Origin of the sequence: Nocardiopsis sp. EMB25 (assembly GCF_026797795.1) — a bacterium.
GTDB lineage: Bacteria > Actinomycetota > Actinomycetes > Streptosporangiales > Streptosporangiaceae > Nocardiopsis > Nocardiopsis lucentensis.
The window spans coordinates 4,760,356-4,781,306 of sequence record NZ_JAMTDN010000001.1; the positions used below are offsets into that span (position 1 = coordinate 4,760,356).

Annotated in this window: 24 protein-coding genes and 1 pseudogene; 6 read left to right on the plus strand and 19 right to left on the minus strand. The window is 70.2% G+C overall.

Going from position 1 to position 20,951, the window contains the following annotated elements; translation table 11 throughout:
• Positions 1–24: 24 nt before the first annotated feature.
• From KIK06_RS20805 to KIK06_RS20830, 6 genes and pseudogenes are all read right to left on the minus strand, one after another.
• A complete protein-coding gene (locus KIK06_RS20805) occupies positions 25–1,125 on the minus strand; it encodes an rRNA adenine N-6-methyltransferase family protein (protein WP_268644776.1) in 1,101 nt (366 codons plus the stop codon).
• Positions 1,125–1,289: a hypothetical protein gene (locus tag KIK06_RS20810; protein WP_206538976.1), complete on the minus strand. Its 165-nt coding sequence runs from the start codon at positions 1,287–1,289 to the stop codon at positions 1,125–1,127. Before KIK06_RS20810 ends, KIK06_RS20805 begins: the two co-directional genes overlap by 1 nt.
• A 47-nt stretch (positions 1,290–1,336) precedes the next feature.
• On the minus strand, positions 1,337–1,537 hold the full coding sequence (locus KIK06_RS20815) for a hypothetical protein (protein ID WP_017601249.1): 201 nt from the start codon (positions 1,535–1,537) through the stop codon (positions 1,337–1,339).
• Positions 1,534–1,755 (minus strand): hypothetical protein, encoded by a 222-nt coding sequence (locus KIK06_RS20820; protein WP_268644777.1) that lies wholly within the window; start codon positions 1,753–1,755, stop codon positions 1,534–1,536. Before KIK06_RS20820 ends, KIK06_RS20815 begins: the two co-directional genes overlap by 4 nt.
• A 377-nt stretch (positions 1,756–2,132) precedes the next feature.
• On the minus strand, positions 2,133–2,900 hold the full coding sequence (locus KIK06_RS20825) for a transcriptional regulator (RefSeq protein WP_268646267.1): 768 nt from the start codon (positions 2,898–2,900) through the stop codon (positions 2,133–2,135).
• A gap of 150 nt (positions 2,901–3,050) precedes the next feature.
• Positions 3,051–3,266 (minus strand): annotated as a pseudogene (locus KIK06_RS20830) (helix-turn-helix transcriptional regulator); the annotation flags it as partial.
• Positions 3,267–3,316: 50 nt separating this feature from the next.
• Here KIK06_RS20830 and KIK06_RS20835 point away from each other — a divergent pair.
• A complete protein-coding gene (locus KIK06_RS20835; protein WP_268644778.1) occupies positions 3,317–3,865 on the plus strand; it encodes a Scr1 family TA system antitoxin-like transcriptional regulator in 549 nt (182 codons plus the stop codon).
• 2 nt (positions 3,866–3,867) lie between these two features.
• Positions 3,868–4,029, plus strand: coding sequence for a DUF397 domain-containing protein (locus tag KIK06_RS20840; RefSeq protein ID WP_268644779.1), 162 nt, complete (start codon positions 3,868–3,870; stop codon positions 4,027–4,029).
• A 57-nt stretch (positions 4,030–4,086) separates the two neighbouring features.
• On the opposite strand, the gene KIK06_RS20845 is transcribed toward KIK06_RS20840, so the two are convergent.
• Together KIK06_RS20845 and KIK06_RS20850 are read right to left on the minus strand one after the other, a co-directional pair.
• Positions 4,087–4,530: an ATP-binding protein gene (locus KIK06_RS20845; protein ID WP_268644780.1), complete on the minus strand. Its 444-nt coding sequence runs from the start codon at positions 4,528–4,530 to the stop codon at positions 4,087–4,089.
• Positions 4,527–4,988 carry a hypothetical protein gene (locus KIK06_RS20850; protein WP_268644781.1) on the minus strand — a complete coding sequence of 154 codons (462 nt, stop codon included), beginning with the start codon at positions 4,986–4,988 and terminating at the stop codon, positions 4,527–4,529. Before KIK06_RS20850 ends, KIK06_RS20845 begins: the two co-directional genes overlap by 4 nt.
• Before the next feature lie 314 nt (positions 4,989–5,302).
• Here KIK06_RS20850 and KIK06_RS20855 point away from each other — a divergent pair, with 314 nt between their 5' ends.
• Together KIK06_RS20855 and KIK06_RS20860 are read left to right on the plus strand one after the other, a co-directional pair.
• The gene (locus KIK06_RS20855; RefSeq protein ID WP_268644782.1) at positions 5,303–6,901 is read left to right on the plus strand and encodes a hypothetical protein; all 1,599 of its coding nucleotides are present in this window, start codon (positions 5,303–5,305) and stop codon (positions 6,899–6,901) included.
• Between the two features lie 92 nt (positions 6,902–6,993).
• Entirely contained in the window at positions 6,994–7,233 is a 240-nt protein-coding gene (locus KIK06_RS20860; RefSeq protein WP_017601240.1) for a hypothetical protein, read from the plus strand.
• A 111-nt stretch (positions 7,234–7,344) separates the two neighbouring features.
• On the opposite strand, the gene KIK06_RS20865 is transcribed toward KIK06_RS20860, so the two are convergent.
• Positions 7,345–8,004, minus strand: a complete 660-nt coding sequence (locus KIK06_RS20865) for a potassium channel family protein (RefSeq protein WP_017601239.1) — start codon at positions 8,002–8,004, stop codon at positions 7,345–7,347.
• Between the two features lie 177 nt (positions 8,005–8,181).
• Between KIK06_RS20865 and KIK06_RS20870 the strand changes: the two genes are divergently transcribed.
• The gene (locus KIK06_RS20870) at positions 8,182–9,357 is read left to right on the plus strand and encodes a low temperature requirement protein A (protein ID WP_268644783.1); all 1,176 of its coding nucleotides are present in this window, start codon (positions 8,182–8,184) and stop codon (positions 9,355–9,357) included.
• 114 nt (positions 9,358–9,471) lie between these two features.
• On the opposite strand, the gene KIK06_RS20875 is transcribed toward KIK06_RS20870, so the two are convergent.
• The 7 genes from KIK06_RS20875 to KIK06_RS20905 form a co-directional block, all read right to left on the minus strand.
• Positions 9,472–10,134 carry a pyridoxamine 5'-phosphate oxidase family protein gene (locus tag KIK06_RS20875; protein WP_268644784.1) on the minus strand — a complete coding sequence of 221 codons (663 nt, stop codon included), beginning with the start codon at positions 10,132–10,134 and terminating at the stop codon, positions 9,472–9,474.
• Positions 10,135–10,211: 77 nt separating this feature from the next.
• Entirely contained in the window at positions 10,212–10,751 is a 540-nt protein-coding gene (locus KIK06_RS20880; RefSeq protein ID WP_268644785.1) for a globin domain-containing protein, read from the minus strand.
• A 373-nt stretch (positions 10,752–11,124) separates the two neighbouring features.
• Positions 11,125–12,084 (minus strand): glycine betaine ABC transporter substrate-binding protein, encoded by a 960-nt coding sequence (locus tag KIK06_RS20885; RefSeq protein ID WP_268646092.1) that lies wholly within the window; start codon positions 12,082–12,084, stop codon positions 11,125–11,127.
• 4 nt (positions 12,085–12,088) lie between these two features.
• Positions 12,089–14,038: an ABC transporter permease gene (locus KIK06_RS20890; protein WP_442789784.1), complete on the minus strand. Its 1,950-nt coding sequence runs from the start codon at positions 14,036–14,038 to the stop codon at positions 12,089–12,091.
• Position 14,039: 1 nt separating this feature from the next.
• Positions 14,040–15,380, minus strand: a complete 1,341-nt coding sequence (locus tag KIK06_RS20895; protein ID WP_268644787.1) for a quaternary amine ABC transporter ATP-binding protein — start codon at positions 15,378–15,380, stop codon at positions 14,040–14,042.
• Entirely contained in the window at positions 15,380–16,951 is a 1,572-nt protein-coding gene (locus KIK06_RS20900) for a GMC family oxidoreductase (RefSeq protein WP_017601232.1), read from the minus strand. Before KIK06_RS20900 ends, KIK06_RS20895 begins: the two co-directional genes overlap by 1 nt.
• A 147-nt stretch (positions 16,952–17,098) precedes the next feature.
• Complete coding sequence (locus KIK06_RS20905) at positions 17,099–18,625, minus strand: aldehyde dehydrogenase family protein (protein ID WP_268644788.1); 1,527 nt, start codon at positions 18,623–18,625, stop codon at positions 17,099–17,101.
• A gap of 347 nt (positions 18,626–18,972) precedes the next feature.
• Here KIK06_RS20905 and KIK06_RS20910 point away from each other — a divergent pair, with 347 nt between their 5' ends.
• Positions 18,973–19,635: a class II aldolase/adducin family protein gene (locus tag KIK06_RS20910; protein WP_268644789.1), complete on the plus strand. Its 663-nt coding sequence runs from the start codon at positions 18,973–18,975 to the stop codon at positions 19,633–19,635.
• Between the two features lie 3 nt (positions 19,636–19,638).
• Here KIK06_RS20910 and KIK06_RS20915 read toward each other — a convergent pair whose 3' ends face one another.
• From KIK06_RS20915 to KIK06_RS20925, 3 genes are all read right to left on the minus strand, one after another.
• Positions 19,639–20,040, minus strand: coding sequence for a type II toxin-antitoxin system VapC family toxin (locus KIK06_RS20915; protein WP_268644790.1), 402 nt, complete (start codon positions 20,038–20,040; stop codon positions 19,639–19,641).
• Positions 20,025–20,273: a type II toxin-antitoxin system Phd/YefM family antitoxin gene (locus KIK06_RS20920; RefSeq protein WP_268646094.1), complete on the minus strand. Its 249-nt coding sequence runs from the start codon at positions 20,271–20,273 to the stop codon at positions 20,025–20,027. The genes KIK06_RS20915 and KIK06_RS20920 overlap by 16 nt, the downstream gene beginning before the upstream one ends.
• Before the next feature lie 89 nt (positions 20,274–20,362).
• Positions 20,363–20,926, minus strand: coding sequence for a hypothetical protein (locus tag KIK06_RS20925; protein ID WP_268644791.1), 564 nt, complete (start codon positions 20,924–20,926; stop codon positions 20,363–20,365).
• Between the last annotated feature and the right edge of the window lie 25 nt (positions 20,927–20,951).

The following is a 20,951-nucleotide window of genomic DNA, read 5'->3' on the forward strand; positions in this document are numbered from 1 at the left end:
CGACCGTTCTCGAAGGTGAACCTCTCACCGGCCGACCCGGTGCTCCCACGCACCGAACGGTGCCCGGACCCTGCACACCTCGGTCTTCGGGTCCACCTCCAACGAGAACTCGTCCAGGCCCGGCCAGCCGGCACTGTCCAGCGACTCGTAACCGACGGTGAACCTCTCCAGCAGCGAAGCATCCCCGCCGTAGGTGACCGTGCCATCCGGCCAGATGTACACCCAGGAGTCACCCGCGCCCAACGCGATGACGGGCGCGCTCCGCCCGTTCCACGGACGCCCGCCCACGTCGATGCGCATACTGGGGCAGACCAGCACCAGACGGGTGAGAAGGTCGCGGTCGAGCAATTCGACGGACCCGAGGGGGAACCTCCCCACACCGTCCGGCTCGGCACCGGTTCCGGGGAAGCGCTGGCGGGGGGCACGCTGGACACGGTTCCGCATGAACGCCGCGTCCCGCACGAACGGCCCCGCGAGCACATCCCCGGTCTCACGTAGGACGACGATGGGGGTGGGGCCGCTGTCGGCGTACGGCGTCCACGGCACCACGAGGGGCGCGTCCTGCCCGAGACGTTCGGTCCACTCGAGGGGGACGTTACTGACCGCGCAGGTGGCGATGGCGGCGTCATAGGTGTCTGTGCCAGGGGCTGTGGTGCCAGTGACGACCCGTACACCAGTTCGGGCCAGACGCTCTCGCGCGGCGGCGGCCACGCCGGGGTCGATCTCCACACTCGTGACCGAACCCGCCGGGCCGACCAGAGTGGACAGGATCGCGGCGTTCCACCCGGTTCCGGTGCCGATCTCCAGCACCCGCATCCCCGGCGCGATGTTCGCGGCGTCGATCATGTCCGCCATGAGCTGCGGTGCCGACGACGACGAGGTGGGCCGGTTCACCGGCCCAGACCCTCCGTCATTGGCCTGCGTGGTCACCGCATCGTCGGTGTAGACGATCCGTGCCCACTTCTCGGGGTCAGCGGTGCGGTACAGCGGCAGACCCATCGCGCTCGGCCAGATCATGTCCGGGATGAACCGGTGCCGGGGGTGGGCGGCGAACGCCGCCCGGATCCCCTCCGGGGTGTCCAGATCGGCCACGAGCCGAGCGTGCAGGTCGTTGAGGTCAGCCATCACACCTGTCCTGTTCCGTTACACAGGGGGCAGTCGATGATCTCCTTCTTCCATGGCCCGTTGCCGTCCTGGTCGTTGAAGATCTTGCCCGATCCATTGCAGTTCGAGCAGTCTGCGGCGCGGGGAGCCAGAGGGAGGGGCTGGGGGTTCGTCGTGGTGTCCACGTGCTTCCTTTCCGTCATCGCCGGGGCCTAACCAGCGGCGTAGTCCTCTATGGGTGTTCGTGTTCGTTGGCGACGTCCACCCAGTGGGCGCGGTCCATCCGCAGGGCGTTCGCGAGGGCTTCGTTGGTGAGGGAGTGCCGCAGACCGCAGACCCGCGTGAGGTAGCGGTAGCACTCGTCCCAACTGCCCTCCCGGCCGTCCACCAACCATCGGGAGCGACCGACGTAGGCGACGGCGTGGCGGGTCATGGCATCGCCCCTGGCCGGTGCCGGGGCGCGAACTGGGTCAGGTGCAGCCGTGCTCCCAGGACCTCGACCGTGTCGGCGCGGATGACGTCGTCAGCGTCGGGTCCGTGCACGGCGCTCCAGGAGGGGCCACCGTCGTAGGCCCGCTGGATCCTCCATCCGGGGTGCCGCTGGCGAAGGTCGTCGAGGGCGGTCTGTTCGGGTGTGCTGGGCTCCGTCATGCGTCCTATGTCACAGCGTGCTCACAATGCGCGGCGAGGGCAACGTTCTGATACGTCACCGTCGCCCCCGGTCGACTGCCGTGAGCGTCTGGTCAGCCTGGTAGGCATACCAGGTACCGCCCAAGCGAACGTGGACGGTGCCAGGCTGGGTGCGGCGAAGCGCCGTGACGGCTCGGATCCGACCGTCGGGCATGACGACGATGTCGCTGGGACGAAGCTGGGCGGACGGGATGGGCTGGCCCGGGAGCGTGGGCCACGTCGAGGTAGCGGCGGTTGAGCTGTCCATGTGACCACCATCACTTGACCGGGGAGCGACGGGGAGTGGCCGCGAGGGTGGCCACGCGCGCGACCACCCCACAAACCCGACCTCTGGGTGGTTATTGGGCTTCTATCTCGTCCATCAACATCCGCAACGTCAGCGAATGCTTTTCCGGTGGGAGCTGGTTCAACGCGGCGTGAGCGTGGGCCACACCTCCGCGCCGGTCTCCGGCGCGCACGAGCATCAACCCCCGGTGCATGTCCAGGTGGGTGCGGAACCGGGGCAGAGTCGGCGGTAGGTGCCGAGACGCCTCCTCCTGGGCGGCCAAGGCGTCACGTTCGTCTCCCAATCGCGCCGACAGGAGGGACAGGAACACATTCATCCGCCAGTAGGGAACGGCGTAATCGGACGCCTCGGAGTCGTCGGAAGCGGCCACGTCGAACGTGCGGCGACCTTCCTCGGCCAACTCGCGGGCGGTGTCGGCGTCCCCTCGGATGGCTGACGCGTGGGCCTTACCCATGATGGCGTTGAGTCGGCCCAGGGTCGGGCGGTCGTCGATAGCCAGGGCCTGGTCGGCGAGCCGTTCGGCGTCGTCCAGGGCGGCCCCCTCATAGCCGAGGGCGATAGCGGCACGTCCACGCACCCACACGCGGGCCTCGCGATCGTCGGCGCGGTCGGCGAACTCGGCGGCGCGCAGATACCACGAAACGGCCTTGACTCCGTCGGAGCCGGGGAACGTCTTGGCGAACAGGGTCGCCAGACGGGACGCGGTCGCCCACGCGTGAGGGGTGTCCAACTGCCGTTGCAACACCACCAAGTCCCCGGCCAACCGCTGTTGGATCTGTGCGGCCCCAGCGGTCATGTAGTCGCGACCGTAGGAGTCCACCAGCGCGTCCCAGTCGGGACCACGCCCGGACAGTGCTGCTTCAAAGCCGCGTTCAACCAGGTCGGACGCGACAAGGGGCGCGACGGCGGTACCGGCTATGGACGTAAGGAAAGCACGACGGTCCACGGGGTCAGTCTCCAAGGCTTCGAGGGGCACCTGTAGGGCTGCGGCGAGGTGGCGCAGGTGGTAGCGCGTCGGCGTGCGTTTGCCGTTCTCCCAGCGGGAGACGGTTTCGCGGGTGACAGTGTCCCGGCCGCTCACCCGGCACACCTCGTCCGCCAACCGACTTTGGGACCAGCCCAGATGTCCGCGTAGCTCCCGTATGGCCACAGCCACCCCGGTGGCCACTGGTTTACCGTGGGGCATAGCTCCGCCCTTCCAATCGGCTCGCACCGTCAGGGTAAAGACCGGAGCCTTTGCCGTCCTCCCCACTGGCCGCTCCCTGTACTCGGATCGTCACCGCCGAATTCACCCGGGGTGACCTGAGTTCACTCGTCTGCCACCCCCGGTGCCCGGAGTACATGACGCTGATGATGCGGCGGAACCTGATCCGGGCCGCTGACATCACCCAGTTGGTGCAGGCGCGCTCCCGGCGCTTCGAGGTGTTGGTGGCGAACAAGTTGGCGTCCGTGATGGCTGTGTTCCCCGCCTTCGCCGTGACCCGGCTACCTGATGACATTCGTCGCGCACAGGCCAGGCGGTTACTCGATCTGATCGGAACGGGACATCTCGATGTTCATCTGATCATGGCGGAGGAGACGCCGATCGGGCTCATGGGTCCACTGATGATGTTCCACCTGCACGAGGGCGGGGCGATCGCGGCCAGCGAGCACAATCGGGGAGTTATCGTGCACGACGAGGCGAGCGACTACGGCCGTCTGCACAACCAGATCAAGGCGGCCCTCGGCCGTTCTCTGCCTCCGGTGCAGTCGCGCCGGTTCCTGGACGAGGAGAAGGAGAAGTAGCCATGTGGCACAAGTCCACGTACAGCCCGAGCGGTGGTGACTGCGTCGAGGTGCGCGAGCACGGGAACGGCGCGGAGGTGCGCGACACCAAGCACCGCGAACTCGGCGCGCTGGCCTTCGACACCGACCAGTGGGTCACGCTGATCGCCACCGTCACCCGCTGACATCCCCGACCGGTGCCCCCTGGACGGCCCCGTCCACGGGGCACCGGTGTGTCCCACTCAGCCGGAACCGACGTCGAAGGCCGCCCAGACCTGGGTGAAGTAGCCCGACCACTCCGGGAAGGCGTGGCAGCCCCAGTCGGCGGCCAGGCTCTCCACCAGGAGCAGGCCGCGCTGCCCCTCAGCGAGGTCCCACTCGTCGGCGGTGCGCTCCGTGGGAATGCGGGGGCTGTCGGGCCCACCGGGATCGCTGACCGTCACGCGCAGCGTGCGCGGGTCCGTCAGGCACATCGTGCGGACGACCTCGCCGCCCGGACGGGCGTACTTGGCCGCGTTCGCCACGAGTTCGCTGACCACGAGCTGGACGGTGCCCACCAGGTCCGGGTCGAACCCGACCAGGTCACGACCGAGGTCGGCACGGACCCTGGCGAGTTCGGACAGGTCACCGGCGTAACCGCGGTAGGGCCACCAGAGGCCGGGCAGGATGATGTCCAGGGTGCTCACGCCGCCACCGCCCCACACCGCCGGGCCCGCTGGTCGTTCCAGACGCGGACCAGCGCGGCGAGCTCGTCGAACTCGCCGGGCCGGGGCTCCACGGGGGCGGCGAGCAGGTCCCCCGGAGGCGGGGTCTGCTTCGGAATCCAGGCGTGCAGGCGAGCGGTCGCCTCGGCCTGGACCCGGTCGAGGTCGCGCTCGCGGGACACGTGGTAGGGGCGGACGAGGGCGACCTCGTCGGCGGGGAAGCTCTCGCGCGGCGGCGCCAGACGCGGCGCGGAAACGGGCGCGGGATTCGGGGCGGGAGGCGTGCTGGCCTCGACCGGGGCGGGCACCGGCGCGTAGCGGCGGACCCGGGTGGAACGACGACGGCGGGCGGCGGCCGAGTGGCGGCCACGAGCGGGGGTGAACAGCGCCTTCAGGTACGCCCCGAGCAGGGCGAGGAAGGCAGCGCTATAATCGCGCATGCTGGCAATCCTTTGCGTAAAAGGTTCGAGTTTGCTGGCCACGACCCCGGGCGGTAATCAATCGTCGCGGGGTCTTCCGAGTTTTCGGTTGTGTTGGTTAGAAGAGTAGGGGATGAGGGGGAGTGGAGGCGAACTTTTTCGCGAAGGACATCGGAAAAATTTCACCGCGACGGACGCCACCCCAGCTCAAACCCCTTGTTTGAAACGGACGTTCCCATTCTTGAACGCCGCCAGAAGAATTACATTGGTCCGAATTGAAGGGATTTACTGGGATATCTGAAACCCAGCCACGTGGGTAGGGGTGGGGGAAGGGGGTGACGCGCGTGCGGGTGGAGTCCCCCACCAGGAGCAAGGGCATCGCCCCGCGCTGGCTGCCCCTGGTGCCGGTGACCGCCGTGGTCACGACCCTCGCGGCGACCGGTGTCCTACCGACCTGGCCGGGCCTGGTCCACCTCGTCGCGCTCCCGCCCCTGGACCTCTTCGGCGACCTGCGGGTCCTCCTGACCACGACCACCGGCCCCGTGCCGTTCACCCTCCTCCTGGCCCTGGCGCTCGCCGTCCGCGTCACCGTCCTGGCCCTGATGGCGGGCGGGCTCACCCGCGAGCGGCTGGCCCTGGCCGCCGCCTTCTACGGGGTCCTGCTCATCCCCACGCTGCTCGCGGCCGAGGCCGTCTACATCGCGGGCACCCTCCTGTACGCGCGCCTGTTCTGGGGCGGGGTCGTCGCGGTCGCCGTGCTCGTCCTCGCGTTCGCCCCGCTGCCCTGGCGGGCGGGTCCACGGATCCGCGACACCCTGGCCCGCGCCTGGCGCGACGGCTTCCGCGTCGGTGTGACGCTGCCCTACGGCTGCGCGGTGTTCGGGGTCGGCGCGCTCGCCGACCTGTTCCCGGGGCTGACCCTCGCGCTCGTCCCGGTCTCGGCCGCCGCCACCGCCGTCGCCGTCACCGCCCTGGCCCGCCCCGCGCGGCCCGGGGGCCCGATTCGCCTGGGCGCGGTCGCCGTGGCGTTCGCCCTGCTGTCCTGGGCGTGGGTCGCCACACGCGGCACCGACCCGCCCGAGCCCGCCCGCCCCCGTGCGGGATCGGTCCTGGTCATGTCCGGCATCGACTCGCGCTCCGGTGCCGGGACCGCGTTCCGGACCCGCACCGACCTGCTCGGCTACGGCTGCGACCAGACCTTCTACTTCTCCTACGCGGGCCCCGGGGACGGCCAGCCGCGGGGCGAGGCGCTGTGCCCGATCCGGACCGGCGCCCCCTACGTCAGCGCCCACACCCAGCGGCCGGTCGACGAACAGCTCCGGGCGTTCGCGGAGCAGACCGAGGACCTGCCGCGCCCCCTGGTCGTGGTGGGGCACTCGCAGGGGGCGTGGATCGCGTGGAAGGCGGTGGCCACCGGCGCGGCTCCCCGGGTGGACGCCCTCATCCTGGTGGGCCCCTTCCCCGAGAGCACCGGCGGCTACCGGCCCACCGGCGAACCGGGTCCGGGCCGCCCCGCGTCGGACCTGCTCCAGGTGCTGACGCCGCTGAGCCGCACGGCCGACTTCACCTTCGACCCCGGCTCCCCCGCGGGCTACGCCCTGCTGGGCACCACGGACGCCCCCGCGTCGATCCTCTCCCTCCCGCTGCCGGAGCACACGCGCTCGCTCAGCGTGGTCTCCACCGGGGACCTGCCGCTCATGCCCTCCGGGTGGCGGCTGCCGGTCGACCGGAACGCCTGCCCGGTGCGCGCACCGCACGCCTACCTGCCGACCAGCGCCGCCTTCCACGAGGAGGCGAACCGGTTCCTCGACGGCGCGCCCGCCCCGCACTGCCCCGTCCTCCGTGACTGGGGCGGCCCGATGGCACGGCCCTTCGGCGTCCCGACACTCCACGTGACACCCGATCCCGAGGAGGGCCTCCGCCAGGGTGGGTAGGGGTGGGGTGCGGGGCCCGTCGAGCGGGGCCGCTGCGTCCACCCGACGGCGCGCCGGTAGAACGGACACGGACGGCGCGAAGGGAGGACGCCATGCGGCGGGGAAGTCTGAAGGGTCCGCTGGGCAGTCACGACCGGCCCGCGAGCGCGCTGGGGTTCCGCATGGTCCTGGCGGTGTTCGGGGCCCTGGTGCTGCTGGTGGGAGTGGTCGCCGCGGCGCTTCTGACGGATGAGACGTGGCTGGTCGTGCTGCTCGGCGCGGGGTTGGCGGGCGCGTGCCTGAACGTGTACTGGGTGTACCGGAGGCTGCGGTACGAACACCCCCGCCGTTGAGGGGAGGAGCCCGCCGCGAGGCGGCCCCGGACGGTGGTGGGTGACGGGCGGGCGCAGCGCCGAGGACATCCCCTTTTCCCGAAGAGTCGACCGTGTCCGTTCGGTCGGCGCTCACCCCCGCGCGGCGTCGTCACGGCTGGACGACCAGATGCCCACGAGCCGCGCGACGATCACGGTGAGGTACAGCGTCCCGGCAACGGACAGGAGGGAGCCGAGCGAACGGGCCCAGGGAGTGATCGGCAGGACGTCGCCGTACCCGAGCGTGGCGACGGTGACGTAGGAGTAGTACAGCAACTGCTGCCAGACCAGCGGTCCGTCGGCCTGCGGGTCCTCGAAGCTGCCCGGCACGGCGATCTCGAGCAGCGTGAAGCTCGCGGCCGCCAGCCCGCCCAGGATGAGGTAGGCCGTGATCGCCGCGAGGACGAGGTCGATGCCGGGCACGGTGCCGCGCCGGAAGACGAACCGCATGAGCGAGAACATCAGTGAGGCCATCGACAGGGCCACGCTGACCAGCATCGCGACGGCCGCGGGCGTGCTGTCCTGGTCCAGGGAGAACCAGGTGCCCGTGAACAGGAACACGACGGTGACGGCGATCAGCGGCCGGTACGTCTCCCCCTCGGCGTGCACCACCAGGAGCCCGAAGATCAGCATGACCGCGTAGAGGACCATGTAGAGCGCGGTCCACAGCTCGCCGTATCCGGTGATCGGATAGCCGAACTGCAGGACGGAGACGAAGCCCAGCAGGCTCGCGAGCAGGGAGGTACGACTCATGGGATCACCAAGGGCGGAGGTGGCACGGGGCGGGGAACGGCCATAACGTATCGACGTGACGGGCGGTCGCGCCGATACTACTCGCGCGGTGTCACGATCCGCCTCCCGACGGTGGTCGCCGTTCAGGGACGTTCCCTGCCGGACGACGTGTCGCACCAGTACGAGAGAGGACCACGCGTGAGCGTGCAACAGACCCGGAACCTGCTCCGGACCAAGGACACCCAGGGGCACGTCGGCCCCGTCGAGCTGCTGTTCGACCTGGTCTACGTCTTCACCATCATCCAGCTGTCCCACTACGTGGTGGCCCACCTGGACGTGCTCGGCGTCGCGGAGGCGGCGGTGCTGTTCTTCGCGGTGTGGTGGGGGTGGAACTACACCGCGTGGGCGATGAACTGGCTCAACCCGTTCGCGCGGGGCACACAGCTGCTGCTCGCGGTGCTCATGCTGGCCGCGCTGACGATGGCCATCGCCATCCCCGAGGCGTTCACCGAGCGCGCCTGGCTGTTCGTCACCGGGTACCTGGTACTCCAGCTGGTGCGGAGCTCGTTCATGGTGTGGGCGTTCCGCGGCCAGGTGATGGGCCGCAACTACGCGCACCTGCTGGCGTGGAGCGCCATCGCGGGAGTGCTGTGGCTGGTCGGGCTGGGCTTCGAGGGCGAGGCGCGGCTCGCGCTGTGGGCGCTGGCGGTGCTGATCGAATACGCGTCGCCCCGGTTCGGGTTCTGGCTGCCGGGACTCGGCTCCACGCCCATGTCGTCCTGGCCGACCACCGAGTCGCACCTGGCCGAGCGCAACCGGCTGGTGTTCATCATCGCCCTGGGCGAGTCGATCCTGGTGCTCGGGGGAGCCCTGCTGTCGGAGGAGTTCACGTTCGGCGTCGTGGCCGCCGCGGTGGTCGGGTTCACCACGATGTTCCTGCTCTGGTGGCTGTACTTCGACTTCCGCCACGGCAATGCCGAGCACGAGTACGAGTCCGACGACGTCACCGCGGCCGCCCGGGACGCCTACGCCTACGCCCACGCGCTGATGGTCGGCGGCGCGATCCTGGTCGCGGTGGGCATCGAGGAGGTCGTGCACCACCCGGTCGGGGAGACCTCGGCGTGGATCGCCTTCACGATCGTCTCCGGCCCGATCGTCTACCTGCTCGGCAACCTGATCTTCCAGCGCGCCCTGTGGCGCCGCACCGCCACCAGCCGACTGACCGGGATCGCCGCGCTGCTGGCCGTCGGCGTCACCTCCCTGTGGCTCCCGCCGCTCGCGGTGGCGGTGCTCGTGGTGGCGGTGATGGTCGCGCTCGCGGCGTTCGACGCCTCCTCCGACAGGGGCGTCACGACCGCCGCCCAGAACACCTGACCGGCTCGGACGCGATCGGACGGTGGCCACGCGCCATGACGCGATCGCCCTTCGCACGAGGCCACCGTCCTGGTCACCGCCGCCGACGAATGGATCCGAGTTCCCCGGCGGGCCCTACAACCCGCCGTGGCGGCCGCCGTGCGCCGCGGGCTCGGGGAGCGCCCACGGGCTCGGGGTCGCCTTGGCCCCGAAGAAGTCGCCGCCCTTGCTCTTGACGTCGTCGGTGCCCCAGGCCTCGTCCCGGCCGACCTCGCGTAGGCGGGGGATGTGCTTGCGGCAGTGGATGTAGGCCTCCTCGACGTGGACGAGGACCCACACGAGCGCGCGCTGCCCGGGCACCTCCGGCGTCGGGAGCGCGGGAACGTGCTCGCGGATCCGATCGTCCTCCACGATCCGGGCGCGTCCGTTGACGTGCAGCCCGATCCGATCGTGCAGGAAGTCGAGGAACATCAGGCCGATGTGCGGGTTCTCCATGATGTTGCCGACGCTGGCGAACACACCGTTGCCCCGGTACTCCGGATAGGCGACGGTGTACTCGTCGATCGTGTGGACGAACCCGGGCGGTCCCGCGCGGAAGCTGGAGTCACACTCGCCCTTCCCGTCGGAGGTGGCGATGAACAGCATCTGCTGGCGGGCGACGAACTCGCGCATGCTCGGGTTCAGATGGTCGAGCATCTGATCCTGGTAGAAGCGGTCGGCGCGGTCGGCGGTGCCGAGAACCGCCTGGACGTGGCGTTCACCCTCCGTGCCGGGGGTGCGGCTGTCGTGTCGCGTCATCGGGGTCCCTCGCGGGGTCGGGGTCGGGGATGGCGTCGGGAAGGGGTGCGGTCGCGGAGGCGTTCCGCCGGGCTCGATCAACGCGTGGTCCGGGCGTACCGGCGGTGCGCCGCCGCGCCGCGCCCGGCGGCACTGGCGGGAGCACGCTCGGCGGAACCCATGGAAGCGCTCCCAGAATCCTGCTCGACACCGGCGAGCATGTTGGCGGTGATCCATTCGTAGACCAGCACCCACGCGGAGCTCATCGAGGAGGACCAGGTCGGGGAGATCTCGCTGACCGCGCGGACCAGGGCGCGGCCGACGTAGGGGTAGTGCTCGGGTTGGACCCCCAGTTCCCCGTGGTGCTGGGCGCCGAGCGCGCGCAGCTCACGTGCGACCTCGTCGGGCGTGTCGAGGTACTGGACGACCTGGAGGAGGGCCTGGGCCATCCGCCGGTGCTGGGGCCGCAGATCGTCGGCGAACATGCTCCGCACGCCGGGGGCCATCTGGAAGAGGTGCTTGTAGAAGGTCTCGGCCAGGCGGGTCGAACCGGTGGGCAGTTCCGAACAGGAACGGCGGACGGCGTCGATGACCGACTGGTCGGGAAGAGGGACGTGGGCCAGCGAGCGGGGAGCCATAACGTTCCAAGGGGTATCGGTGACAGGGCGACACCGGATCACCGGGGGCGCGAACGGCGTGCGCGCCGCCGCTCCGGGTCAGGGGCCGCTTGCGCGACCGGTGCGCTCCGCGACGACCGCGGGTCCTGTCGGGAGCCAGCGGCGGGTGAACGCGGCACTGTGCGACGGTCCGCGCTCCGGTGGCCGGACGGCGGAATCATGGGGTTCGCACGGATGGCTGAGAGCCGCTTTCTGCCCGTTTGTCGCAGAAGTGGTCGTACTCTAACAGAGACCTTCCGCTGGCACACCGTCACCGTGCGCCACATTGGTCACCACACGTGACCGGACGACGAGGGCCGGGGCGGGTCCTCCCCACCCCGGCCATCGGTCCGGATCAGCGCCCCTCGTATCCCTCGGGGATCCAGTCGCGCCACACGTCCGGGTTCTCCTCCACCCAGATCTCGGCCGCCTCCGAGGGGTCGAGCCCCTCGTCCGCGATCATCCGCGCCACGGCGTTCTGGTCGGAGTTGCTCCACCGCCAGTTGTCGAGGAACTGGTAGGCGGGGTCACCCGTCTCCACGAACCCGGCCCGGAAGATCTTGTTCAGCTCGTAGACCGGGTAGTCGCAGGGGACGTCCTCCAGGTCGTCGTCGCACCCCTCGAAGTAGGGCGGGAACTCCACCTTGACCAGGTCGAGCTCGTCCTGGAGCCACTGCGGGTCGTAGAAGTAGAAGAGCACCGGCTCCTCGTTCGCGTACCGTCGCCTGACCTCGGTGATCTGCGATGCCTCCGACCCGGCGTAGACGATCTCCAGGTCCAGGTCGAAGGCGTTGATCATGCCCTGGTCCTGGGTGACGAACCCGGGGGCGCCGGCGAGGAACTCCCCGCTGTCCCCGGTCTGCGCCGTCCGGAACAGCTCGGAGTACTCCTTGACGCCCTCCACGGTCGCGATCTCGGGGTACTCCTCCACCAGGTAGGCGGGGACGTACCAGCCGATCACACCCTCGTTGCCGGTGGGGCCGCCGTCGACGACCGTCCCCTTGCCCTCGGGGCCGTAGAGCTCCATGAGGTCCTCGTGACCCCAGTTCTCCACGATGACGTCCAGCACGCCCTGGTCGAGCGCCTGCCAGGCGGGCTGCTCGTCCACCCGCATGAGCTGGACCTCATAGCCCATCTCCTCGCGGAGGATGTAGGCCAGCACCTCGGCGCTGGCCTCGTACCCCACCCATCCGTTGACGGCGATCCGCACGGTGTTGGGGTCCCGGGCGACCTGGTCCGTGCGCACCGCGCAGGAGCTGACCGACACCGCGGCCAGCACCACCGCGAGCAGGCGGATCAGGGCGCCCTTCCTCATGAACCTAGGCACGGGGTGCCCTCCTTCCCTGCGTCACGCGGTCCAGGAACAGGCCCAGGCAGACGATCGCCAGGCCGGAGGCCAGACCCAGGCCGAACTGGTTCTGCGCCAGGCCGAACACGACACCGAAGCCGAGCGCCCCCGCACCGACCAACGCGCCCATGACCACCATGGACAGCACGAGGATGATGCCCTGGTTGACCGCGAGCAGCAGCGACCCGCGCGCCATCGGCAGCTCCACCTTGGTGAGCAGCTGCCACTTCGTGGAACCCTGCGACACCCCGGCTTCCAGGGTATTCGCGGGCACCCCGCGGATGCCGTCGTTGACCAGCCGGATCACCGGCGGCAGGGCGAAGACGACCGCCGCGACCAGCGCGGGGACCGGCCCCAGACCGAAGAACGCCACGGCCGGGATCAGGTACACGAACGGCGGCAGGGTCTGCATCGCGTCCAGGATCGGCTTCAGGATCGCCGCGAACACGTCGCTGCGCGAGGCCAGGACGCCGATGACCACGCCCAGGGCGATCGTCACCAGCGCCGCGACCAGGACCTGCGCCAGGGTGTCCATCGCCTCGGTCCACACACCGAGCAGACCGACGACGACGAAGGACACACCCGAGATCACGGCGGTGCGCACCCCGGCGAAGATCCACCCCAGCGCGGCGGCGACGAGCACCACCAGCCACCAGGGCGACCCCGTGAGCACGGCGGTCAGCGGGTTGATCACGAAGCTCTGGGTCACGGTGCCCAGGGCCGCGGTGAAACCGCCCGCCACCGCCTCGAACCACTCGTTGAACGCGTTGATCGGGTCGCTGATGTCGACCGCCAGGTCACGCGGCCACCCGTCCACGCCCAGGAAGCGCGCCACACCGACCGAGGCGATCACGATCGCCAGACCGGCGCCGAGCACCGGGAGGCGGAACCGCGGGGCGATCTGCGGCGTGTGCGCGCCGTGCCCGACCGCGCCCGTCACCCGGTCCATCGCGATCGCCAGCATGACGATCGCGACACCGGCCTGGAACGCCTGGCCGACGTTGACCTTGGCCAGCGCCTGGTAGATCGCGTCACCGAGACCGCCCGCGCCGATCACCGACGCGATCACGACCATGGAGACCGCGAGCATGATGGTCTGGTTGACGCCCAGCAGGATGGTGCGCCGCGCCATCGGGAGCTGCACCTTGGTGAGGACCTGCCAGGGGGTGGAGCCGAGCGACGTCGTCGCCTCGATCGCCCCCTTGTCGACCTCGCGGATGGCCAGGGCCGTGATCCGCACCGCGGGCGGCATCGCGTACACCGCCGTCACCACGACCGCGGCCGGGTTGCCGATACCGAAGAGCAGCACGAACGGCAGCAGGTAGGCGAAGGCGGGCAGGATCTGCATGAAGTCCAGCACCGGCCGGATGCCCCGGTAGAACCGTTCGCTGCGCCCGGCCAGGACACCCAGCGGGAGGCCGACCAGCAGGGCGGCCAGGACCGAGGTGATGATCAGCGACAGCGTGGTCATCGACTCGTTCCACAGCCCGGTCAGCGCGAACACCGCGAACGTGACCAGCACGAGCAGCGCCACCCGCCATCCGGCGATCCGCCAGGAGGCGAGCACCCCGAGGACGGTGACGCCCACCCAGGTGAGGAAGTCGAGGATCTGGTTGATCAGCACGACCGCCGACCCCAGACCCACCGAGACGTAGTTGAACCCGTACAGGAACAGCGGGCTGTCGTTGCGGTTGAGGACGATCCACAGGTAGAGGTCGTCCATCCGCGCCATGAACCACTCGCCGGTGGCGGACGGGAAGGGACCCGACCACCCGGGGTGGCCCAGCGCGCGGCTCACCCAGTATCCGGCGACGAGCACCGCGATCGCGATGACCGCCTGGACCCAGGTCCACGTCAGAGGAGTGCCGTCGGCCGAGTTCCCGGTGGTCTGACCGGAGTCCGACCTGGTCACCGTGGCCATGTCACCCACCGTCCCCGGTCGGGGCCGGACCGCCGTGCCCCTTGTAGCCGCTGGGTCCGTTGTAGCCGCCCGCGTCGGAGGGCCCGCCGGGCTCCGGTGCGGCCGCGCCGCCCGTGCCCCGCCCGGGTTCGGCCCCGGACGTCTCCCCGTCGTCGGCTCCGGTGTCGGTGTCCGCCCCGGACGGTCGGGCGTTCCCGCCCGGTTCGCCGTCCGTCGGTTCCTCGCCGATCTCCTCGACGGCCTCCTCCTCGATGGCCGCCGCGACCGTGGCGTCGGCCAGCTGGTCCTCGGCGATCGCGCGCAGCACGTCGTCGCGGCCCACGTACCCGAGGAAGGTGTCCCCGTCCATGACCCGCACGGGCGCCGTGGTGGCGGCCAGCATCGGCAGGACCTCCGCCAGGACGGTGCGCGCCTGGCAGACCGGACCGTCGGTGCGCTCCTCGGGGAACGCGTCGCGGACCAGCCAGCGTGCGGTGAGCACCGTGGTACGGGCGACGTCCGAGGTGAAGTCGGCGACGTAGGCGTCGGCCGGGCGGCCGACCACCTGCTCCGGCGTACCCACCTGCACCAGCTCGCCGTCGCGCATGATGGCGATGCGGTCGCCGAGCTTGAGCGCCTCCTGCAGGTCGTGGGTGATGAACACCGACGTCTTGTCGAGCTCGCGCTGGAGCCGGATGACCTCGGCCTGCATGTCGCGGCGGATCAGCGGATCCAGGGCGCTGAACGGCTCGTCGAACAACAGGACCTGCGGGTCGACGGCGAGCGCGCGGGCCAGGCCGACCCGCTGCTGCATGCCGCCGCTCAGCTGGCTCGGGCGGGAGTTCTCGTACCCGGACAGCCCGACCATCTCGATCATCTCGCGGGCCCGGGCGTGGCGTTCGGGGCGCGGCATCCCGCGCACCTCCAGCCCGTAGGCCACGTTGTCGATGATCCTCCGGTTGGGCAGAAGGCCGAAGTGCTGGAAGACCATCGCCATCTTGTGGCGGCGCAGTTCCCGCAGGCGCTGCGGGCTGGCCTCCTCGATGTCCTCGCCGTCGAGCAGGACCTGGCCCGAGGTCGGTTCGATCAGGCGGGTCAGGCACCGGATCAGGGTCGACTTGCCCGACCCCGACAGGCCCATGACCACGAAGATCTCACCGGGGTGGACGTCGAAGGACACGTCGCGCACGGCGACGGTGCAGCCGGTCTCCTCCCGGATGCGGTCGCGGTCCGCGCTCTCCAGTTCGGTGCCGATGACCTTGTCGGCGTTCTTCCCGAAGATCTTCCACAGGTTGCGGACCGAGAAGGTGACCTCGGCCCCACCGCTCGGCGGACCGGCCGCCTCGGCCGTCTGCGTGCTCATCAGGCCTCCTCCTTCCGGACGACACGATCGGCGCGGATCAGATCCGCGGCACGCTCGCCGAGCGCCAGCACCATCACCATGGGGTTGGGTGTGGGCAGCGTCGGGAAGACGGAGGCGTCGGCGACGCGCAGACCGCGCAGACCCCGTACGCGCAGCCGGGGGTCGACCACGGCGGTGTCGTCGTCGGCGGCGCCCATCTTGCAGGTGCCCGCCGGGTGGTACACGGTGTGCGCGGCGCGGCGGCCGTACTCGGACAGCTCCTCGTCGGTCTGGACCTTGGGGCCGGGGGCGACCTCGCGCTTGATCCAGGAGCGGAACGGCTCGGTGGCGGCCACGTCGCGGGCGATCTTGAGCCCGTCGACGATGGTCCGCTCGTCGTAGCCGTCGGGGTCGGTGAAGTAGCGGAAGTCCAGCGCGGGCTTCGCCTTCGGGTCGGAGCTGGTCAGGTACAGCTTGCCGCGCGACCGGGACCGGGGGATGTTCGGCGTCATGCACACCGCGTAGCCGTCCTCGGGGGACTCGTAGCCCAGCCGCTTCGTGTTGTCGTCGAAGGGGATCTGGTAGATGTGGAACATCAGGTCCGGGCGCGGGTCGCTCGTGTCGCGGCGGACGAACAGGGCCGCGTCGGAGTCCATGACCGTCTCCCGCGGAACCGGGCGCTCGGTCTCCCACATGATGATCGACTCGGGGTGGTCGAGCAGGTTCTCCCCGACACCGGGCAGGTCGTGGCGGGCCTCGATGCCGACCGAACGCAGCTCCTCGGCGGCGCCCACACCGGAGAGCATGAGCAGACGCGGGCTGTCGACGGCGCCGGCGGCCAGGATGACCTCCTGGCGGGCGTTGACGGTGACGCGCTCACCCGACTTCAGGGTCGCGCTGACGCCCGTGGCGCGGTCGCCGTCGAAGACGATCCGGTCGACCCAGGTCTCCAGCATGACCGTGAGGTTGTCGCGCTCGCCCATGATCGGGTGCAGGTAGGCGACGGAGGCCGAGGACCGGTTCCCGGTGTAGGGGTCATAGGCGATGGACAGGAAGCCCGCCCCGTCGGCGAACCCGCCGCCGTGCGAGGTCAGGGCGTTGAAGTCCTCGACGACGGGGACGTTCGCCGCCTCGGCGGCCGAGGACACCCAGTCCTTGACCATGGCGTTGCGGTCCTTCTCGGCGACCGGGACGATGTTGCACTTGATCCGGTCGGCGTAGGACTGGACGGTGGCGTTGTCCCAGCCCTCGGCGCCCATGGCGACCCACTCGTCCAGGTCCTCGGCGAACGGCCGGAAGCTGATGAGCGTGTTGTGCGAAGAGCATCCGCCGAGCACGCGGGCGCGCGAGTGCAGGATGTGGGAGTTGCCGCGCGGCTGCTCGGTCGTGGTGTACCCGTAGTCGAGGTCGCCGTCGAGGACGCTCAACCAGTCGCGGAGCTTGATCACGTTCTCGTGGTCGCGGTCGTCGGGGCCACCCTCGATGACACAGACGGTGGTGCCCGGGTCCTCGGTGAGCCGGTTGGCGATCACCGAACCCGCGGTTCCACCTCCCACGATCACGTAGTCGTAGGTGCTCTGGTTGTCGGACACGGCCTGGTTCCTCTCGTGAATTCTTGCTCAGGGGGATGCCGGGGGTACCGACCCGTGTGTCCGGGTCCGGTCCCCGGTGACGACCGCCCCGGACGGTCGGACCGTCCGGGGCGGTGTCAGGGCACGCGTGGCGGACACACGCCCTGGCTAACCGAACCAGCGCTGGGGTTCGGGTGCGAGATTGCGGTAGATGTGCTTGGCCTCCCGGTACTCGTCGAGCCCGGCGAGGCCGAGTTCGCGGCCGACGCCGCTCTGACCGAAGCCGCCCCACTCGGCGCCCGGGAAGTAGGGCCCGTAGTCGTTGACCCAGACGGTCCCGTGCCGCAGGGCGGCGGCGACGCGCTCACCGCGTGCGGTGTCGTTGGTCCACACGCCGCCGGAGAGCCCGTAGTCGGTGTCGTTGCCGAGCTCGATCGCCTGCGCCTCGGTCTCGAACCGCTCGACCGTCACGACCGGGCCGAACACCTCGGTCTGGACGATGTCCATGGAGCGGTCGCAGTCGACGAAGACCGTGGGGCGGTAGAAGTAGCCGTCGGCCAGCTCGGGGGCGTCGGGGCGCTTGCCGCCCGCGATGACCCGGGCGCCCTCCTCGACGCCGCGCGCGACGGCGGCCTCGACCTTGGATCGGTGCTCGGCGGAGACCAGCGGCCCGCACCGCACTCCCTCGACCTGGCCGCGGCCGATCCGGATGGCCTCGGCCCGGCGGGCGAGTTCGGTGGTGAAGGCGTCGTGGATGTCGTTGTGCACGATGAGCCGCGCGCCCGCCGAGCAGACCTGGCCGGAGTGGAAGAACGCGGCGCTGAGCGCGTAGTCCACGGCGGTGTCCAGGTCCACGTCGGGGAAGATGATGTTGGGGTTCTTACCGCCGAGCTCCAGGGCGATCTTCTTGACCGTCTCGGAGGCCGCCGCCATGATGCGGCGCCCGGTGACCAGACCGCCGGTGAAGGAGATCAGGTCGACGTCGGGGTGCTCGGACAGGGGCGCGCCCGCGTCGGGACCGCTGCCCAGGACCAGGTTGACCACGCCCGCCGGGACGCCCGCCTCCGTGCTGAGTTCGACCAGCTTGGCGGTGGTGACCGGGGTGATCTCGCTGGGCTTGATCACCATGGTGTTGCCCGCGGCGATGGCGGGGGCCATCTTCCAGGCGAGCTGGAGCAGCGGGTAGTTCCAGGGCGTGATCATGCCGCAGACGCCGACGGGCTCGTAGACGACGCGGCTCTGCACGCCCTCGGGGGCGGAGACGAGTCGGCCGGCGTCCTTGTCGGCGAGACCGGCGTAGTGGCGGAAGACGTTGGTGACGTCGTCGACGTCGATCCCGCCCTCCTCGATCGTCTTGCCGGTGTCCAGCGACTCCATGACCGCGATCTCGTGGCGGTCGCGCTGGAGGAGGTCGGCGATGCGCTCCAGGACACGGCCGCGTTCGGTGGCCGTGGTGCTGCGCCACTCACCGTGGTCGAAGGCGCGTCGGGCGGCGGCGATGGCGTCCTCGGCGTCGGCGCGGCCGCCTTCGCTCACGATGGTGAGGACGGATCCGTCCGCGGGGTCCAGGATCTCCCGGACCCGGCCGTTGCGGGCCGCCCGCCACTCACCGTCGATGTACAGGCTCGTGGCCGTGGCCGACCCCGGTTCCGACAGGTACGGCACGGACGGAAGGGTTACGTAGGGTTCGTTCACGGGTCCGGTTTGCCCGAGATCGGTAGTCACAAACTGCCTCGTCTCATAGGACACTTACGCAACAAAACTCCCACAAACCACTTCTGGTCAGCAAAAACACGAGCTCCAGAAGCCGTGACCCGTGGTGAGCATCACGCCACGACAGTGTCCACAGGTACGCGGCGCGGGTGGGCCGCTACACAGCGAACACGCCCGCCTGGGGAATACCTGGGGGAGAATTTGACGTACATTTAGGTGTACCTCAGTGGGTTCGTCCGGCTCCGGACGCCCACGTCACCGACCGCCCAGGGCGTGTCCGCGGAACACGCCTCAGACCGCACCGCCAGAGCGCGCGTCGAGGATGCCCCATGCTGCTAGAACAGGAACGCCGGGACGTTTGTCTGACCGCCCGTAACCTCGTCTCCGCCGTCGGCTCCGCCCCCGGAGAGTCGACGACCGTCAGCGTCCGCAGCGGCGACCTCGTGGTCGTCACGCCGCACGGGGTCGCACCCGACCAGCTCCAGCCCGCCGACTGCCCGGTGATGTCCCTGGACGACCGCGTCCTGGAGGGGCGCCACGACCCCGCGGCCGAGGCCACCCTGCACATGGCCGTGCACCGTCAGGCCGCCGAGCACGGGCGCGACGCCACCGCCGTGGTGAACGCCTTCACCACCGACACCGTCGCCGTCTCCTCCGTCCTGGCCGAGCTGCCCCCGGTGCACCACCGGGCCGCCGCCCTGGGCGGGGCGATCACCGTGACGCCCTACACGACCTACGGCACCGGGGAGATCGCCGACCAGGCGGCCAAGGCGCTCAAGGGGCGCGACGCCGCCCTGCTCGCCAACCACGGCGGGGTGGCGCTGGGGCACGGTCTGGAGCACGCGCTGGAGAACCTGCGGCTGCTCGACTGGCTGTGCGCCGCCTACCTCAGGGCCCGCCAGATCGGTGAGCCCCGGGTGCTCTCCGAGGACGAGCTGGCCCTGGTCCGCCAGCGCGGCACCTACGGCTGGGCGGGCCCGGACATCTTCTGATTCCTACTCGACCCCCGTCGCCAGGACGCCGGGGAGGTCACCGAAACGTGCCTTGGCGTCGCGGCTCACGACGGTCCGACCCGTCTGCGCGGCGTGCGCGGCGAGCATGAGGTCGTGCTTCCCACGGGGTGTACCACTGCGTTTGGTGTAGGCGATCAGAGCCGCGTGGTGTGCGGCCGTCGCCTCTGTGTACTCCAGGACCTCCACGTTGTCGAGGATGGCCGCCAGCGCCCTGGAACGTTCGGCTGCCCGCGCGGCGGTGCCCGCCATCTCGATACCGACTCGGAACTCAGCCACCGTCAGCGCGGCGATCGACAGGTCGTCCTCGTGGAACATCGAGCGGTCGATCGTGCCCCGCTCGTAGGAGATCAGGACATTGGTGTCCAGGATCAGGCGTCGACCCACGGGTCGGCCTCCTCATCCGTGAGAAAGTCCAGTGCCCCGTCGATGTCCTTCTCGAACTCGTCGTCAAGCGGCGCGATGCCTTCCAGGGCCGCGTGCAGGTCCGCACCAGTGCGGCGACGAGCTGGTCCGATCTCCGCAACGGGAACCCGCCCCCGGGTGATGGTCACCCGCTCACCGGCCTCGATGGCGTCCAGGAGATCCGAGAACTTTCTCGCGGCCTCGGTCGCGGTCATCGTACGCACGGTCAACATGATATCTGACTATCAGATTTCTGCCAGGTTGAGAGGCGAGACCCAAAAACCCGCGCGCTGGCTCGCGCCGGTCAGTCGTCCTCGTCGTCGACGATCTCGTCGGGCTGCGTCCAGGCCAGGTAGGCGGAGGGCGCCGACGTGTGCACCATGAGGATGAGCCACAGGAGCGGCCACGTCAGTTCCTCGGGGAAGGACACGGCGTCGTAGCTGAACACGTTCAGCACCATCACCAGGAGGAAGGCGCTGACCAGCACCGCCGCCGTGACGTGGTGGCCGATCCGGGTGGAGCGGTCGCGCTCGATCCGCTGGCGCTCGTCCAGGTGCTGGTAGCTCACCGCCAGGCGCGTGGCCATGTTCAACTGCGCGACCAGCCAGACGAACACGGCCAGCGCCGCGACGACCCCCAGGACGAGGCCGGGGCCGCCACCGTTGGCGGTGTAGGGCTGCCACCACAGGAACGCGGCGCCGACCAGGCCCATCGCCCCCATCAGGACGGTGGCGGCACGCCGCCGGGACCGGGAGGCCCAGCGGCGGCGGACCTTCGGGTTCTCCGTCCGGAGCCGGGTCACGTCGTCGATGTCGCGCTTGATCTGGGAGGGGCGGAACTCGTCGATGAGGGTGGAGAGGAAACTCACGGGGTCCCCCTTTCCGGGGAGAGGT

Excerpts from the sequence above, each read along its gene's own strand:
- KIK06_RS20805 (WP_268644776.1), bottom strand. The coding sequence starts at position 1,125 with ATGGCTGACCTCAACGACCTGCACGCTCGGCTCGTGGCCGATCTGGAC.
- KIK06_RS20815 (WP_017601249.1), bottom strand. The coding sequence starts at position 1,537 with ATGACCCGCCACGCCGTCGCCTACGTCGGTCGCTCCCGATGGTTGGTG.
- KIK06_RS20820 (WP_268644777.1), bottom strand. The coding sequence starts at position 1,755 with ATGACGGAGCCCAGCACACCCGAACAGACCGCCCTCGACGACCTTCGC.
- KIK06_RS20840 (WP_268644779.1), top strand. The coding sequence starts at position 3,868 with ATGTGGCACAAGTCCACGTACAGCCCGAGCGGTGGTGACTGCGTCGAG.
- KIK06_RS20850 (WP_268644781.1), bottom strand. The coding sequence starts at position 4,988 with ATGCGCGATTATAGCGCTGCCTTCCTCGCCCTGCTCGGGGCGTACCTG.
- KIK06_RS20860 (WP_017601240.1), top strand. The coding sequence starts at position 6,994 with ATGCGGCGGGGAAGTCTGAAGGGTCCGCTGGGCAGTCACGACCGGCCC.
- KIK06_RS20865 (WP_017601239.1), bottom strand. The coding sequence starts at position 8,004 with ATGAGTCGTACCTCCCTGCTCGCGAGCCTGCTGGGCTTCGTCTCCGTC.
- KIK06_RS20875 (WP_268644784.1), bottom strand. The coding sequence starts at position 10,134 with ATGACGCGACACGACAGCCGCACCCCCGGCACGGAGGGTGAACGCCAC.
- KIK06_RS20880 (WP_268644785.1), bottom strand. The coding sequence starts at position 10,751 with ATGGCTCCCCGCTCGCTGGCCCACGTCCCTCTTCCCGACCAGTCGGTC.
- KIK06_RS20885 (WP_268646092.1), bottom strand. The coding sequence starts at position 12,084 with ATGAGGAAGGGCGCCCTGATCCGCCTGCTCGCGGTGGTGCTGGCCGCG.
- KIK06_RS20890 (WP_442789784.1), bottom strand. The coding sequence starts at position 14,038 with ATGGCCACGGTGACCAGGTCGGACTCCGGTCAGACCACCGGGAACTCG.
- KIK06_RS20895 (WP_268644787.1), bottom strand. The coding sequence starts at position 15,380 with ATGAGCACGCAGACGGCCGAGGCGGCCGGTCCGCCGAGCGGTGGGGCC.
- KIK06_RS20910 (WP_268644789.1), top strand. The coding sequence starts at position 18,973 with ATGCTGCTAGAACAGGAACGCCGGGACGTTTGTCTGACCGCCCGTAAC.
- KIK06_RS20920 (WP_268646094.1), bottom strand. The coding sequence starts at position 20,273 with ATGACCGCGACCGAGGCCGCGAGAAAGTTCTCGGATCTCCTGGACGCC.